Origin of the sequence: Pelodictyon phaeoclathratiforme BU-1 (genome assembly GCF_000020645.1) — a bacterium.
GTDB lineage: Bacteria > Bacteroidota > Chlorobiia > Chlorobiales > Chlorobiaceae > Chlorobium > Chlorobium phaeoclathratiforme.
The window spans coordinates 57,968-73,504 of sequence record NC_011060.1 but is presented as its reverse complement, the minus strand read 5'-3'; the positions used below and the strand labels follow the sequence as shown (position 1 = coordinate 73,504).

Annotated in this window: 13 protein-coding genes; 8 read left to right on the top strand and 5 right to left on the bottom strand. The window is 51.2% G+C overall.

The features are described from left to right. Window positions 1–39 precede the first annotated feature (39 nt). Both PPHA_RS00345 and legP read right to left on the bottom strand, forming a co-directional pair. A complete protein-coding gene (locus tag PPHA_RS00345; protein ID WP_012506925.1) occupies window positions 40–1,326 on the bottom strand; it encodes a radical SAM/SPASM domain-containing protein in 1,287 nt (428 codons plus the stop codon). A 72-nt stretch (window positions 1,327–1,398) separates the two neighbouring features. Next, the gene (legP, locus tag PPHA_RS00340) at window positions 1,399–2,745 is read right to left on the bottom strand and encodes a Dot/Icm T4SS effector Zinc-dependent metalloprotease LegP (RefSeq protein WP_012506924.1); all 1,347 of its coding nucleotides are present in this window, start codon (window positions 2,743–2,745) and stop codon (window positions 1,399–1,401) included. Window positions 2,746–3,238: 493 nt separating this feature from the next. Here legP and PPHA_RS00330 point away from each other — a divergent pair, with 493 nt between their 5' ends. Together PPHA_RS00330 and PPHA_RS00325 are read left to right on the top strand one after the other, a co-directional pair. Beyond that, window positions 3,239–3,667 (top strand): ACT domain-containing protein, encoded by a 429-nt coding sequence (locus tag PPHA_RS00330; protein ID WP_012506923.1) that lies wholly within the window; start codon window positions 3,239–3,241, stop codon window positions 3,665–3,667. Window positions 3,668–3,676: 9 nt separating this feature from the next. Continuing rightward, window positions 3,677–4,870, top strand: a complete 1,194-nt coding sequence (locus PPHA_RS00325; protein WP_012506922.1) for an aminotransferase-like domain-containing protein — start codon at window positions 3,677–3,679, stop codon at window positions 4,868–4,870. 36 nt (window positions 4,871–4,906) lie between these two features. Here the strand turns inward: PPHA_RS00325 and PPHA_RS00320 are convergent, their stop codons facing one another. After that, window positions 4,907–7,006: a sigma-54-dependent Fis family transcriptional regulator gene (locus PPHA_RS00320; protein WP_012506921.1), complete on the bottom strand. Its 2,100-nt coding sequence runs from the start codon at window positions 7,004–7,006 to the stop codon at window positions 4,907–4,909. A gap of 207 nt (window positions 7,007–7,213) precedes the next feature. On the opposite strand from PPHA_RS00320, the gene PPHA_RS00315 reads away from it, so the two are divergent. From PPHA_RS00315 to PPHA_RS00285, 6 genes are all read left to right on the top strand, one after another. Next, window positions 7,214–8,545, top strand: coding sequence for a TolC family protein (locus PPHA_RS00315; RefSeq protein WP_012506920.1), 1,332 nt, complete (start codon window positions 7,214–7,216; stop codon window positions 8,543–8,545). A gap of 1 nt (window position 8,546) precedes the next feature. Next, window positions 8,547–8,978: a universal stress protein gene (locus PPHA_RS00310; RefSeq protein ID WP_012506919.1), complete on the top strand. Its 432-nt coding sequence runs from the start codon at window positions 8,547–8,549 to the stop codon at window positions 8,976–8,978. Beyond that, window positions 8,965–10,005, top strand: a complete 1,041-nt coding sequence (locus PPHA_RS00305) for an HlyD family secretion protein (protein WP_012506918.1) — start codon at window positions 8,965–8,967, stop codon at window positions 10,003–10,005. Before PPHA_RS00310 ends, PPHA_RS00305 begins: the two co-directional genes overlap by 14 nt. Window positions 10,006–10,068: 63 nt before the next feature. After that, the gene (locus PPHA_RS00300) at window positions 10,069–11,646 is read left to right on the top strand and encodes a DHA2 family efflux MFS transporter permease subunit (RefSeq protein ID WP_041526591.1); all 1,578 of its coding nucleotides are present in this window, start codon (window positions 10,069–10,071) and stop codon (window positions 11,644–11,646) included. Between the two features lie 650 nt (window positions 11,647–12,296). Next, window positions 12,297–13,361 (top strand): 4Fe-4S binding protein, encoded by a 1,065-nt coding sequence (locus PPHA_RS00295; protein ID WP_012506916.1) that lies wholly within the window; start codon window positions 12,297–12,299, stop codon window positions 13,359–13,361. A gap of 655 nt (window positions 13,362–14,016) precedes the next feature. Continuing rightward, window positions 14,017–14,241, top strand: coding sequence for an addiction module protein (locus tag PPHA_RS00285; protein WP_012506915.1), 225 nt, complete (start codon window positions 14,017–14,019; stop codon window positions 14,239–14,241). Window positions 14,242–14,360: 119 nt separating this feature from the next. Here PPHA_RS00285 and PPHA_RS00280 read toward each other — a convergent pair whose 3' ends face one another. Further along, window positions 14,361–15,074, bottom strand: coding sequence for a UPF0149 family protein (locus PPHA_RS00280; protein ID WP_012506914.1), 714 nt, complete (start codon window positions 15,072–15,074; stop codon window positions 14,361–14,363). Between the two features lie 104 nt (window positions 15,075–15,178). Next, on the bottom strand, window positions 15,179–15,265 hold the full coding sequence (locus PPHA_RS16655) for a hypothetical protein (protein WP_397234073.1): 87 nt from the start codon (window positions 15,263–15,265) through the stop codon (window positions 15,179–15,181). Window positions 15,266–15,537: the final 272 nt, after the last annotated feature.

Below are 15,537 nucleotides of genomic sequence, written 5' to 3'. Positions count from 1 at the left end.
TAATGGTGAAGTGATTGACCTCAGGACATCGGCGATCTCTTATTGGTTCTCCCTGACAACCCAACAGTGCCTGTTTGACTGGAAAGGATCCTTATAACTGAAATTTGCAGCCTTGCAACCACCCCGGCAATCAGCGAGCCAACGGCAATCATGACAGTATCCCTTGATATCACCAATCTCAATACTGCGAAAATAGTTAAGAAAGCGGGAATTTCTCCAGACCTCCATGAATGAACGGTTTCTCACTGAGTGAGTGACCACTCCTTCAAAATAATGGCACGGAAGAACAGCACCTGACGGAGTAACGGTACAATAGTGAGTAGCTCCACCACATTCACTTGCTCTTGACCGATCAAGTGATGCGCCTGAAGGAGCTGAAAAAGTGAGCTCAAATTCAACCGGAAGAATGGTAAACGACCAGAGATCCCGTTGTGCGACAAGCTCTTCCGATACTTTTTTTACCTGCAGCGGATCAAGCTCAAGATCACGGTTCTGTTGTCCCCGACCGGAAGGGATAAAGGGAATCAGGCGGAAATAAGGAATTCCGGAACGTTCCACCAATTTCAGCAACTCCGGTATATCATCGACATTATTTTTTGTCAAAACGGTTCCGACGGTAAGGTTAACACCCTCGGAAAGCGTATTGCGAATTCCTTCCATGACATCAGCAAACGCCTCTTTACGCCCGCGAACCGCTCCGTAAATCTCCGCAGTCGATCCGTCCAGACTGATCTGCACATCAAAACCGAGAGCTTTGCATCTTCGAGCCACATCCCTCGTCATCAAGGTACCGTTTGTTGCCATACTGATCGTGAGATTTCTCTGTTTTGCGGCTGCGGCCAGTTCGAATAAATCTTCTCTGAGCAGTGGCTCTCCCCCACTGAAAGTGATCTCCTGTACTCCGATGGCCGCCCATTCATCAATCAACTCCAGACAGCGCCGAGTTGAAAGATCATGAGTCACACTCTCTCCTGCGGAAACAACACAGTGCAGGCACTGAAGATTACAGCGAGAGGTAACCTCCCAGAATATCGTTTGGGGCGGAGGTGCGTTGAACCAGCGCATGGGTTTTTCTTTGATCCATACCAGCCCTTTGGCTGCGAGATTATTGATAAGTTTTTCAGATTTTACATGCATCAGGGCATGATCCAGATCATAACGAGCCTGCAGTTTTCCAACAATATCCTGGAGAGAGCGACTGCCGTTACACAACCTGAGGATTGCTGCTGCATCGCGATTGACCTTGCATTCCCCGTATGGCGAAGAGAGCATGAACTGACCATCTTCCTGCTGGCAGAGAGAAAACGGGAAATAGGGATAACTCATATATGTATTATGAATAACGGCAGCACCAGCCAAAGCTGATGCTGCCGTAGTTGTTAACCGTGACTTATCAATTTACTCTGAACATTCCGGATCAAAATTTCCGGAACTCCCGACTGATTCATCAGTCATGGAATTATCGCAACAATCTCCCGGATCCGGGTACTCGGAAGCTGTCCAGTCACTGTTTTCATCAGCATAGGGATCTGTTCCTGAATAATTCGTCTGGACTGTCGGCGGTTGATAGCCATTAAAATTAATGTTGATGACAATCTGGGGGATCTGGTTCATACCACCCTGCCCGGTACCGGTTGATGGATCAAGGGAATAACCTTTTCGGCGTATCTCTTCCCCCGGAAAAGGTTTAACCAAAGGAGCCGCCCCGCAGTAGATTTTCGGAGCCGGAGGACATTTAAGGAGCGGTGATGGCAGACATACAATTTTTGGTGCCGGAGCACAATTGGGGCCAGCAGCACACTGCAGCGGGGATGGCGGACACAATTTTGGCGCCGCAGGACATTGTATAAGGGGTGCTGGAGAGCATACCTTCGGTGCCGCAGGACATTGGATAATTGGCGACGAAGGACATATTTTCGGTGCCGCAGGACAAACAACTAACGGACAAAGAGTGTTTGCCGCTGCTATGTCACCAGGGCTGAGCCCTGTTCTCTGGCCAATCGACGCTGACGGATCAGTGGGGGTAATCGTATCGGAACCATCTATTGAAAAGGCATCGCGAGAGTAGTGCATGATTGAGCCATACTCGTAGGCGCCAACATCATCGCCATCGGCTATCTGCTGATTGAAATTGTGCTCATATCCCGGCATGATTTTGTCCCAGTGAATCGTGACAAAGGCATTCCGGTCTTCACGGCTGTGTTCATGCCAAAAGCCGATCGTATGACCAATTTCATGGATTGCATTACCTTTTGAGCAACCTGATGCAAGAGAGATAAATTGCTGTCCACCCTGCCGACCAACATAGGAGCTGCACCCCGAGCCAGACCTGAAGGTTACCCAGTCTGGATAACTTGCCGCATTTGCTGCAGTTCGCAGTACAAATCGAAAGCGGGTATTCGCCTCCCAGTGAGCGATGGCATCAGTGACACGCGCCTGATTTGGAAGAGCCGGATCAATGGTATAGGGCACTTTGCAATTGGGCCACCGGTACTGATTACCGGTAATAATAATTCCTCGTGCAATAACCCCCTGCATCTCCTGTTTACGAATTTCAGTATCACGATCGACATCGGCAACTTTTCCGAGAACAATATCGCCTTCGAACATGGCCATGCCATCAACTTCGGTATACTGAAGCGATTTATAACTGAACGTATTACCATTAATAATCGCCGTACGAACCCTGCCGGAAGGGCACAACTCACCGTACTCCTTTGGATTTCCATCTTTTTTTGCTGCCATTTTTTTCTCCTTTTTTATAATGTTAAATGACGATTAACATGAGAACTATGCTTTATAAAAAAAGTCTGTATCCGGATTGCAGAGTAAAGGCGCCTGTGCGGCCACCCTATTACCAAAACCGTCAGAGAGTGCAGGGATAATTAAGAGTGATCGGCAAAATCGTTAAACAAAGCCCAAAGCCACACCGCTATGAAAAGAGAGGGAAGTATACACGCATTATACAATATATTCCACATCAATAAAAGAGGAAACCAGCTCGAACAGCGCAAAACGAGCTTCGATCAACAGCAAACTTGTGAAAAAGGGTTTATGCCCGGCTTTTTTTATTTCCGAGTGCAGGCTTTTTTGTATGTTCCTGCATTCTCTTTTGTTTCAGGTTTTTAACTTGTTTTGACGAGTTCTTGTCATGATGAGGTAAACAGGTGGTAGAAGCTTTCATCCTGTAATTTTTGTGGCACAGATGCCATAACTTATTATAAAAAAGGGTACTGCTATGATTATCAAGCAATTGTCGGTGTTTCTCGAAAACAGGACTGGGCGGCTCACCGAACTGACCGGTATTCTTGCCGAAAACGATATCAATATTTCGGCATTCAGCATTGCCGATTCGTCCGACTACGGCATTCTGCGCATGATTGTCGGACGTCCCGAGGCGGCGGCTGAGGTGCTGCGCAAAGCGGGATTTGCTGTCAAAGTGACCGAGGTTGTCGGGATGATTATTCCCCACAAACCAGGCGGCCTGCACAAGGCGCTGCAGATCATTTCGGATAACAACGTCGCGATTGATTACATGTACGCCTTCGCTTCCGGGAATTGCAAGGCAACGGTCATCATCAGGGCGGAATCACTGGAAAAAATTATCGCTGTCCTGCAGGAGCATAAAATGGAACTGCTGCAGGAAGGGGATGTCTATCAGGTTTAAAGGGAGAAAATGCCAAGGTTTTCAAAAGCTGTATCATCGCTTCGTTCTTCGGAAATCAGGGATCTCATGACCCTTGCGTCGAGGCCCGACATCATCTCTTTTGCGGGGGGAATGCCCGGCAATGAGCTTTTTCCCGTGGAAGCAGTTGAAGAGCTTTTCCGTGGGCTCGACCTGAAAAAGAAGCAGGCGGCATTTCAGTATGGCCCGACACCCGGTCTTCCCTCACTTCTTGAGTCACTCGGCGGCTTCCTTGAAAAAAAGGGGTTACCGGTTAAAGAGAACCGGCTGCTTATCACCACCGGCTCCCAGCAGGGGCTCAACCTGCTGGCCAAAGCCTTTATTGATCCGGGGGAGCCTGTGCTTGTCGAAAATCCCTGCTTTATCGGGGCGCTTTCGGCATTCCGAGCCAGTGAGGCGGAGCTGAGAGGGGTCGCGGTTGATCGCGACGGTATTTCAATGGAGGCGCTGCAGCAGGAACTCGACCGGAAAGAGAGGGCAAAATTTCTCTATATCACCCCCTATTTCCATAATCCGGCAGGGCTGCTCTACACTGCTGAACGCAAGGCGCAGCTCATCAATGCGCTTCAAGGCCAGCATATTCCGCTCATTGAAGATGATGCATACGGTGACCTCTATTTTTATGAAGAGGATCGCCCGCGCCTAAAGCCGATCAAGGCAATCAATCCGGCAGGGATCAACGTCTGCTATACCGGCTCTTTCTCGAAAATTCTCGGCCCCGGTTTACGGCTTGGCTGGATGCTCGCGCCCGATGAAATTTATCAGAAATGCGAGCTTATCAAGCAGTCTGCCGATGCCTGCTCACCAAGCTTCACCCAGGTTCTGGCCGATGCTTTCATACGTTCAGGTCAAATCTACACCTATATTGCGGGAGTACGGCAGGAGTACAAGAGAAGGGCGGAGGCCATGGTGGCCGCTCTCAGGGAGCATATGCCTGATTATGTGCAGTGGAACGAACCTCGTGGAGGCTTCTACATCTGGCTCACGCTGCCGGATGAGGCTGATGCAACCCGAATCATGATGGAAGCCGTCGAAGGTGGCGCGGTCTTTGTGGCCGGAAAAACATTTGATCCTGAAGGGAAGCGCAACAACTCCCTGCGCCTCTCCTACTGCAACAACAGCCCGGAGCAGATCGCCGAGGGCATTCCGATTGTGGCGGCAGCCATCCGGAAGTTCTGTGGATAAACGATTCTCGGATAAAGCTGCAACACTCCCCGCAGCCTACTGGTATCGTTTACGGATAGCGAGCTTGTCAATACGGGAGTAGAGCGTTTTCGGATGCATGGCAAGCTTTTCTGCAGCGCCACCCTCACCGCTCACCCGGCCGTTTGAGTGGTCGAGAGCATCCAGAATCAACTCCCGCTCCATCATGGCTACATCCGATTCAAAATCGCGCATGGTTTTCTGTCGCAGAGAGTGCTGCGCATCCTGAACGGAGGGCAACGATGAGAGGAGTGCTGAAAAATCCAGCGACGCCCCTTCAGAAACAATAACCGCCTGCTCGATCAGGTGGGCAAGCTCGCGGATATTGCCCTTCCATTCCCGAGCGACCAGACGCTGCATATCGCTCTCCCTGAAGGTGCGAAGCGGCCTGGCGAACTCCCTTGAAAATTTGGCGGCAAAATGGGCGGCAAGCATGGCAATATCCTCCCGGCGTTCAGAGAGTGACGGAATAAAAAGGGGAAAGACGTTGAGCCGAAAAAAGAGATCTTCACGGAAGCGCCCTTCGGCAACCTCACGCGCGAGATCACGGTTGGTGGCCGCAATAACACGCACATCAACCTTGATCACCTGCCGTCCGCCAAGCCGCTCAAGCTCACGCTCCTGAAGCACGCGAAGCAGCTTTGCCTGCAGCTCCAGAGGGAGTTCACCAATTTCATCCAGAAAAATCGTCCCCCCCTCGGCCAGCTCAAACTTGCCGATCCGGCGTTCTGTGGCGCCGGTAAAACTCCCTTTTTCGTGACCGAAAAGCTCCGATTCGATGAGCGGCCCAGGCAAAGTCGCACAGTTAACCTTGATTAACGCACGCTTGCTGCGGGCTGAAAGATTGTGCAGGGCTCGGGCAAAAAGCTCCTTGCCGGTGCCGGTTTCACCCTGAATCAGCACTGTGGCATCGGTAGGAGCAACCTGGCTCACCCGGCGCAATACCGCAGAAAGGGAGGCGCTGTTACCGATGATCTCCTCAAAGTTATGCGCTGCCTTGATCTCCTCAATGAGGCAGGTGCGCTCGCCCTCCAGCTTGCGGCGCAGCTCATCAATCTCCTCAAAGGCGAGATAGTTCTGCAAGGCCAAAGAGAGCTGGGGCACGATCAGGTTGACGGTTGCCTGGTCATGCTCTTCGAACGAGCGGGAGGTGTCGGAGATAATCAGTCCGGCACGACTTCCCGGTGTATCCCAGAGCGGAACCGTAAGCAGGGAGCAGATACCGTATTTTTCTTTGACGAGAGCGAGAATCCGGTACTGCCGGGAAAGCCGGAGAAACGCATCACCACAAAAACAGCCTGAATTGGAAATCAGGGAAAAACTTTCCTTTGCTATCGCCTCAATATCATCAACATCAAGTACCTCAATCGCAGAGACCGGCACAAAACCCCCGCTCTGATCACGCATGAAATTATCAAAGATGCGGTAGTTTCCATCTTCGCCCATGACGCGAATGCCAAGGAAAGTGCAGGGCACAAGCTTGTCGATCTGCTCGCAAACGGCCAACAGCATCCGGTTTCTATCCTTGATGGTCAGCAGAACATTGTTGACGGCAAGTTGCATAGCGGTTTGCGCTTCACGCTGCCGGAGCTCCTCATAGGCAAGGGCGTTGCTGACCGCAACGGCGATCGGTGATGAAAGTGTGGCAAGCAGCTCTTTTTCACTCTCTGACCATCTTTTTTCATCCTTTGAAACAAAACAGAGAAAGCCGATACCCTTTCCCCCGGTACGCAGTGGCGAAAGCACCACCTGCCGCATGCCGAGGTCAAAGAGGATCTGCGGAAGCGGCATATCCGCAGGATAGAGCTCCAGAGCTTCCTCGATACCGATAACTGAAACGGAGAGATCACCAAGATGCGGCTCAATCCAGGAGCCTGCAATCAGCCTCTTGTTACGATCAATGGTTTCAGGAAGCTGAAAGCGGAGCATTTCAAAAAAGAGATTACTGTACCGGCACTCTTTGTCAAAGGTGAGAATGGCGGCGGAATCAAACTCGAAGACAAGGCGAAGCTTGTCGATGACCGTTCGAAAAAGATCCTGGGGATCACGGATGGAGCCGACGGCATCGCTGATGTACTGCATCAGCATGCTGGCCTCATGGACGGATGAGTTGCTCATGGCACAACAAAAAGGAAATTGATATTCCTGAAATTTAAGAAAACATGATACAGAATATTCTGATTATTTAAGAATTTCGTAAGAAGTGGGAGGAAAACGACACCCGCCAAAGCACCAAACCCACTGATTATCACCTCATCTGAACGATCTGGCACATAAATTGCTTTATAAAGTAGCACAGGAAATAACGGAACAAACAAAAGCTTTATGATAACGAAGAGTATACTGATCAGAACCGCCGGTATCGCTGCAACAGCGCTGATGCTTGCATGGCCAAGGCCTGCAACAGCCGACAGCGCACCGGCAGAAGCGCCCCTCACCCTTGATCGTGCCATTCATCTTGTCCGTGAAAACAACCCGGCGCTAAAAGCCGCAGCGGAAGAGATTACCGCAGCAGATGCCCGCATCACCCAAAGCAGAAGCGCATATTTCCCTCAGGTAAGCGCCAGCGCCGGATACACCTGGCTCGACACCGTATCAAAAATAAGTTTCGGCAGCAGCGGAGAGATTCAATTCATGCCGAACGACAACTACGACGCCAAAGTAACGGCCAAGGCAACCCTGCTCGATTTCGGAAAAAGAGGCGCCAATGTTGATCTGGCAATGAGCGGGAAAAAAACAGCGGAACAGTCGCTGGAACTTGCCCGCAGGGAGCTCTCGTATCAAACTGTGCAGCTCTTTTACGGTATTCTGTTTCTTCAGGAAAGTTTGCGGGTTGAAGAGAAAGAGATTGCTGCACTCAGCAAGGCTCTCGACTATACGACAAAGCGTTACCAGGCAGGATCGGCCACCCGCTTCGATGTTCTCTCCACCGAAGTACGTATTGCGGCTGCCCGAAACAGAACCCTTGATCTCCAGCATGAGCTTCTTCGCAGCCAGTTAACCCTGCGGCGCCTGACCGGCATAGCGGCAAACGCTCCCCTGATGCTTCAGGGATCATTTGCTCTGACCCCGAACGTTCCGGTAAGCTCCGGACTTGTCGCACAGGCTCTGGAGCAGCGTCTTGAACTGCAACTCTCCAGAGAAAATGAAGCTGCAGCAAAACTGCATCGCTCCCTTGCCATGAAACAGGGAGTACCCGTTGTTACCGGAAGCATCTCATACGGCATCACGAACGGCTACCAGCCTGATATCAATGAGATGCGCAATAATGTTGCCGCTGGCATCCACCTTGAAATCCCGCTTTTTACTGGCTTCCGTACCAGCGCAGAGCGCCAGGAGAGCGCCGCCCGGATGCGGGCTGCCACCCAGCGGAGAATCGATACCGAACAGCAGGTAAAAACTGATGTCGAGGAAACCATCCACGCTCTTCAGACAGCTTCGGAAAAAATAACAACAACCGGAGTACAGGTACAGCAGGCTGAACTTGCAGCACGTCACGTCAGGGCCCGCTATGAAAACGGCATGGCCACAGCGCTCGACCTGCTCGATACGGAAGCTGCCCTCTCGCAGGCCGAACTTGCCCGTCTGCAGGCCGCTTACGCTTATGTGATCAACAACTATACGCTGAAACGGACAACCGGGGAGGTTTTCTGGTAAAATGGAGAAGCCACGAAAAAAAATTATCTGCGCAGTCGATTTTTCTGCCTCCTCTGATGCCGTCGTACATTATGCAGCCTCGATGCACTGTTGTGACGCAGAACTCATTGTCCTCTCTGTTGTGCCAAGAGGAGAGCGTGAAAACGGAATGCTCAGAAAGCAACTGCATGAATTTTCGCGATACAGTGACATCCTCTCCGAAAACAAAGCCCTTGCGCTCTTTACGGTAGAGCACGGCGAACCCGCCGCAGCCATTCTCAACTACGCAAAAGAGCACCATGCGGATATGATTATCCTCGGTTCCCACGGAACCACAGCCATTGCCCGTCTTCTGGTAGGAAGCACTGCTGAAGCCGTTTTGCGCCATGCTGCATGTCCCGTCGTCATTCTGAAAACACCTAATAACAACAAAAAAGACCATGGAACAACCTGAATCAAACACAATGGCTGAAAAAAATCCATCCGGAAAAGAGAGTGCGAAAGCGAAAAGCCCTTTGCGCATGGTCATTATCGGCCTGCTTGTCGCCCTCTCCCTGATCTGGGGTGGAAGCAAGCTCTACCACTCCTTCCTCTACGTTGAAACCGACAATGCCCAGATCGTTGGAGATATCTATCCGGTTATTTCACGCGTTCCCGGAAGAGTTGATGCGGTACTGGCAAGCGATAACGAGGAGGTCAAACAGGGCGACACCCTGATACGGCTTGAAGCTGCCGATTATGAGGTTCGCCGCGACATTGCCGCAGCCGCCTTGCTGAGTGCACAAGCCTCCGTTGCGGCCTCAGCCGATCAGGCAAATGCTGCACAAGCGGGAGCCAATGCGGCAGGAGCAACAAGCAGAAAGCTGCAGGCTGACCTGCGCCGCAACGAAAATCTCCGTCAGCAGGATGTCATTTCACAGGCAGAGTTCGATGCTGTAAAGGCCGGTGCACAGGCCTCCTCTGCACAATATGCTGCTGCCGGAAACCAGTACCAGGCATCGCTTGCCTTGGTGCCCCTGCAAAAAGCTGAGGTAAAAAAACGCGAAGCCGAGTTGCGCCAGGCTGAGCTTCAATTATCGTACACCACCATTACCGCTCCTGCCTCCGGTCACGTTGCAAAAAAAAGTGTCCAGCCGGGGCAATACGTAGCCCCCGGCCAGCAGCTTATCGCTCTTGTAGGAAGCAACGATCTCTGGATTGTAGCCAATTTCAAGGAGACCCAGCTCGACAAAATAGCTCCCGGACTGCCGGTCACCATCAAGGTTGACGCATACCCCGGCAAAGAGTTCAAGGGAAAGGTGGAGTCGCTCTCTTCAGGCACCGGCGCACAATTCGCACTGCTGCCCCCCGATAACGCAAGCGGAAACTTTGTGAAGGTCACCCAGCGTATTCCGGTAAAAATCATCTTGACCGAAAAGCCCGACAAAAGCCGCCCACTCTCCGCCGGCATGAACGTTGTAGTCGAGATAAAGGTCAAATAAATTTATAGCTCTCATAGACGCATGGCTCGACCAGAACAACAGAAAGGCACATCGGTAGCGGCAATGCTGCCGAACACAGCCCAGACCTACGACACCGGACTGCGCAAAATCATCATAACCCTGACGGTTATCGTTTCAGCCATGCTGGAGCTGATCGACACCACCATTGTCAACGTCGCCATCACGCAGATCAGCGGAAACCTTGGCGCAAGCATCGAGGATGTCTCATGGGTGGTCACCAGCTATGCCATCGCCAACGTCATTGTCATTCCCCTCTCCGGGTTTCTCGGCAATCTGCTTGGGCGACGGAACTACTATATCGGCTCCATCCTGCTCTTTACCCTTGCATCGCTCTTTTGCGGCCTGGCAACCGACATCTGGGCACTGGTCTTCTTCCGCTTCATTCAGGGACTCGGCGGCGGTGCGCTTCTGCCAACCTCACAGGCCATCCTCTACGAAACCTACCGCCCTGAAGAGCGGGGCAAGGCAACCGGCATCTTCTCCATGGGGCTCGTGCTCGGGCCCACCATCGGCCCGCTGCTTGGAGGCTATCTGGTTGACTACCTTTCGTGGGAATGGTGCTTTTTCGTCAACATTCCGGTCGGGCTTCTTGCCGCATGGTCATCCTTCACCTATCTCAGAGAACCAAAGGGACGCCATGCCGTGACAACAATCGACTGGACGGGCATCGGACTTCTCGCCGTCGGTATCGGCTCACTGCAATTCATCCTTGAACGAGGTCAATCGAAAGACTGGTTTGACACACCCTATATCACCATTTTCACCTTCATTGCTGTGGCAGCCCTCCTTGCATTTGTCTTCTGGGAACTGCACACCAAAGAGCCCGCCGTCGATCTGCGCGTCCTGGCCCGGAGCAAAAACCTCGCCATTGCGGCAGTGCTCACCTTTATTGTCGGTTACGGCCTCTATGGCTCACTCTTCGTCTTTCCAGTCTTTGTGCAGCGACTGCTCGGCTTTACCGCACTGCTGACCGGGGAGGTACTCTTTCCAAGCGCCATGGTCACCGGCATTATCTCCCTCCCCCTCGGCATCGCCCTGCAACGGGGGGTTTCACCAAAATTACTCATGGCCGTTGGCATGAGCGCCTTTATTTTCTTCTGCTTTGAACTCAGCCAGCAGACCATGCAGTCCGGCTCATCCAACTTCTTCTGGATACTGCTTGTGCGCGGTGTGGCGCTCGGATTCATCTTCATTCCCGTCACCATGCTTGCCGTATCAGGGCTGCACGGCAAAGATATCGGGCAGGCCACCGGACTCAACAACATGGTGCGCCAGCTCGGCGGATCATTCGGCATCGCCCTCACCAACACCTACATCACCAACCGCATGGCAACACACAGGGTGGAGCTGCTCAGCCACCTCTCTCCCTACGACCCGGCAGCCGCAGAAAGGATCAACCTGCTGCAACAGGCCGCCACAATCCGGGGCGGGCTATCACCAGCCGGAGCAGAAACCGTCGCACTCAAAGCGCTTGAAGGAACCCTCACAGCCCAGAGCTACCACCTTGCCTACATGGACGCCTTCATGCTGATAGCATTCCTCTTTACGGTTTGCCTGCCGCTGCTGCTCCTGATCAGGATACAGAAAAAGGAGCCTGTAGATCTGTCGTCGGCACATTGACCATTATCGTATAAGTCGCCAAAAGCACACCTGCAAGGGGTGTTTTTGTGCTATACAGCTTTTATCCGCTGAAAATAAAGAGGTTACCGTTAATCAGAACTGTGCGTTCAGGTCTGTATAATCACATATCACATGTAGCGTCCACGATCAGATTACATCCCGCTTTCTTGTAACACAAGATTGTTGAAAACAGGCGCTTTAGGGAGTAGTTATCGGATAGTTATCGCGCTATTTTTTTTGATGGCCTTCCATTATTTCGCTATACTTTCATCAGGCTGTTGTTGGTTACAAGACAAGCGATGAGAAAAAATGAGATGATTGCTCATTCGCACACGGTTTTAATGTCGGCTGTAGTGCTTCAACCATTACAACACGGTACGAAATTACTGGAATTATTTCAGGCAGCGTTGCATGTTCGCCTCTATAGCAACAGTATCAAAAATGAAAAATAGTTGGTAAAACTGATGCTATTTTAGCGTTCAAGTGCCATTCGATTTATTCACGAACAAGCTCTAAGAGATTTACGCAAATTATGTGAAAGCGGTTGGCAGCGTTCTGAGTAGTTTTTGACTGACGTATTATATAGGTTTCATCTCAAAAATCTGCGGTTTAGGTGTTTCAGGAGCACCGCCCTTCAAGGAGTCAGCACCATGATCAGACCGAAGTTGGCCGAATTCAAGTTGATGTTCCTCATGATGGCTGTGTTCACTACTGTGGCCATCGGGTTCTGGCAGGCGTTCGATCAGCCCTTCTATCTTATCAACTTCGCGATAATCGGGCTTTCGATCTCGCTCGGGATGGGTCTCTGGCCTCTGCTCCCCAGAGACAAGAAGCCTTGGGCGCGAAGGTTGTCACAGGTCTTGGTGGGCGGATACCTCTTCTTCGGGCTGGGCTGCGGGCTGATCTACTTGAGCTTCGGCGTCATCGTGCCGGAGAATATGGAGATCGAGGGTTTCTGGTTCATGGTCTTCGCTGGTGTTTTCCAAGCCGCTGCTATCCATTACTTCGTAGCCAAGATCGTCGGACCCATCTTCTTCAACAGAGGCTGGTGCGGGTGGGCATGCTGGACAGCCGCCGTACTCGACCTCCTGCCTTGGAAGATGTCCCCCGGACGGGTTCCGGGACGCTGGGGACACCTGCGCTATCTCCACTTTGCACTTGCTCTCGGACTCGTCGCGAGTCTGGTGTTCATCTTCGGCTACACCGTCGAGAGCCAGCACGGAATCGTGATCTACAAAGAGGCGATCCAGACCGATACACCACAGTACACCAGCATGTTCATGATTCCGGAGATGTGGTGGTTCCTTATCGGCAATCTACTCTACTTTGGCTCGGGAATCGTGCTCGCGGTCGTCTTGAAGGACAACCGTGCATTCTGCAAGTACGTCTGTCCTATCGTCGGGTTCCTCAAGCCGTCAGCGAGTGTTTCGATGACACGAATCGCACCGAAGAACGACAGGTGCACCCGCTGTACCAAGTGTACGGTCAACTGCCCGATGGACATCGACGTCATGCGCTACGTGCAGGAGGGCAAGCCAGTCTTGTCGACAGAGTGCGTGCTCTGTCTGACGTGCACGAGCGTGTGTCCAGAAGAGGTGCTGGGCACGAAGATGGGCCCGAGCCTCTCCTCCTCCGACTACCTTCGCGTAATAAAGCCAGCCTCGAAAAGGTCTGCCCAACAGGCGCATCAACCTGACAGCCAGACTGCAGTCTGACAAGGAAAGGCGTGCGCCGCAGGTTATGCGCAGCACTTTACCACATGCAAAAACAAGTTGTGTGCCATTGCCAAACTGCACACATTGTGATAAATCGAAATGAAAAGCATCAATTGGAACACGGCAAAGAGCGTGGCAACCAAAAGGTATCCCTTGGACAACGAATCATGGTCATTAGTGTGAGCAATCAACTACCCCGCAGCAGAGCTACGGGGTATGAGTTTATGTTTAAGAATTCTATCACGAAGCAGAGCTTCGAGGAATAAGTCCTATAGTGATTCAATGTTTCAACAAGATTGGTTGAAACGACCCTCGTGAACAAGGGATATCTTGACCGCAGCACTCTGTTTAATTGATATGCGCAAAAATGCACTGTAGGCCAGCAATACCGTACCTGTGTCATCAACAAGCACGTAGGCGCATGGTTATTCATAGCATGAAATTCGAGGGCTTTGGGCATCATGAAAAAATATGTAAATTTTATCGTTAAGTAATGCCATGCCAGAAAATGGAGGTACACCTTCGCCAGTATATATTCAGTCAGGCCCATGGTCTCAATTTCAAATGAGTAGACAAACAACTGCCTGTTTATTCATTACGCATCAGCTTTTTCCATATCAACCTGCAAAAACATCGCTGAACCGCTGGGGTAACAATGAATACCAATACTGTTTCTGTGTTTGATCTGAGTCCACCAGAGAAGCTTCAACTGGTAGAAGACCTTTGGGATGATCTGGCGATGACCCCATCAGAGGTTCCTGTATATGAATGGCAAAAGAAGGAGTTGGCTCGACGAAAAGCTAATTTGGCGAACAACCCGGCTTCGGGACTTTCTTGGGCCGAGGTAAAACTCAGGGCACGAAGCCGTTATGTCCGCTGAACTCATCATCGCACCGGAAGCACAACAGGATGTCGATGAAATACATCCCGGGATCCAAAGAAGTGGCAAAGCCGCTTGAAGTGACGGATCAATAAATGAGCGTATTCTGCCAGAAAACGTCACTTCCCGCAGCATTTCTTGAACTTCTTTCCACTGCCGCAGGGGCATGGATCATTGCGTCCGATTCGCCCGGCTCCTGCCATCCCCCTGGCACTGATAATTTCACCGAGTCGGAAGGGGCGCCAGAACTCATTGAGTGCCAGCACACAATCAGGCACATTCTCCCAAATCTCCCGAAACTTCTTAGTAGGCAGCGGAACTGCATCGTGGGGCCTTATGCCGAGCATAGCAATCGCAGATAGCAGTACTGAGGCGGCTTCATCCGAAAGGAGCGGTTCCCAGTCAGCTTCGTTGTAACTGACGCCGATCATAAATCCCATCGCCCAGAGCTTGATCAGCGAGTCCCTGACTACCTCACTTTCATACGAATACGTATCTGGCAGTGGCTCATAATAATCCGGATACTTCGACAACAACTCGACAATGCTGTTCATCAACTTCATCAGCAATTCTACGATGCGCTGCGCCTGTTCCTGACTCTCAAATTCCGGTTCTTCTCCTCCTCCACTCATATCCCAAACCAAAGGCAACCATGCACTGGGGAGAACGGTTACCGGCCCAATAACCAATGCTGTAAAAAATCCATCAAGTGTGTCAAGCGACATTGCCCCTCCAGGGAGGGCATCCGACATGAGAAAATTTTGAAGCTCATCAAGTTCACTATCGGATATTTGAATCGAGCCGTTATCTGAAAGTTGGTTCTGTGTCATCATCGTGTTGGGTTGATTACTCTGTAATTTTATGTCGTCCGATCATTCATTCATATACTTGCTCACCCACTACTGATCCGTCCTGTTCCTGACGGCATCTCTCCTCATCATTCATCTATCTCAACTGCCCGATACGCTTGCTCTGGGTCATTGGGAACATCGGGACGGATCATTGAGATCCGCCCATCAAGCAAAAGCGGACGAAGATAGCTCTGACGAACCGTTTCAGGAGTGCGTACAAGCAGAATTGCCAGTTCCTCAACTCGAAAAATTCGCGTATACGATTTGCTGTCGAGGAGAATACAATGTCAACCACTATTTAGAGGCGTTCATCACGGTTGTCCAAACCCGACTTCCCCCTGAAGTACCTTAGTAAATAATTTAAGGCTTGTTATACAGCAAAGATATTAACATATGCCGATAGACCCAATATTACAAAATAGAGGTATACTTCTCACAATTTCCT

Bases quoted from the DNA above. Each gene is read 5' to 3' on its own strand.
- PPHA_RS00345 (WP_012506925.1), bottom strand. From the start codon at position 1,326: ATGAGTTATCCCTATTTCCCGTTTTCTCTCTGCCAGCAGGAAGATGGT.
- legP (WP_012506924.1), bottom strand. From the start codon at position 2,745: ATGGCAGCAAAAAAAGATGGAAATCCAAAGGAGTACGGTGAGTTGTGC.
- PPHA_RS00330 (WP_012506923.1), top strand. From the start codon at position 3,239: ATGATTATCAAGCAATTGTCGGTGTTTCTCGAAAACAGGACTGGGCGG.
- PPHA_RS00325 (WP_012506922.1), top strand. From the start codon at position 3,677: ATGCCAAGGTTTTCAAAAGCTGTATCATCGCTTCGTTCTTCGGAAATC.
- PPHA_RS00320 (WP_012506921.1), bottom strand. From the start codon at position 7,006: ATGAGCAACTCATCCGTCCATGAGGCCAGCATGCTGATGCAGTACATC.
- PPHA_RS00315 (WP_012506920.1), top strand. From the start codon at position 7,214: ATGATAACGAAGAGTATACTGATCAGAACCGCCGGTATCGCTGCAACA.
- PPHA_RS00310 (WP_012506919.1), top strand. From the start codon at position 8,547: ATGGAGAAGCCACGAAAAAAAATTATCTGCGCAGTCGATTTTTCTGCC.
- PPHA_RS00305 (WP_012506918.1), top strand. From the start codon at position 8,965: ATGGAACAACCTGAATCAAACACAATGGCTGAAAAAAATCCATCCGGA.
- PPHA_RS00300 (WP_041526591.1), top strand. From the start codon at position 10,069: ATGCTGCCGAACACAGCCCAGACCTACGACACCGGACTGCGCAAAATC.
- PPHA_RS00295 (WP_012506916.1), top strand. From the start codon at position 12,297: ATGATCAGACCGAAGTTGGCCGAATTCAAGTTGATGTTCCTCATGATG.
- PPHA_RS00285 (WP_012506915.1), top strand. From the start codon at position 14,017: ATGAATACCAATACTGTTTCTGTGTTTGATCTGAGTCCACCAGAGAAG.
- PPHA_RS00280 (WP_012506914.1), bottom strand. From the start codon at position 15,074: ATGATGACACAGAACCAACTTTCAGATAACGGCTCGATTCAAATATCC.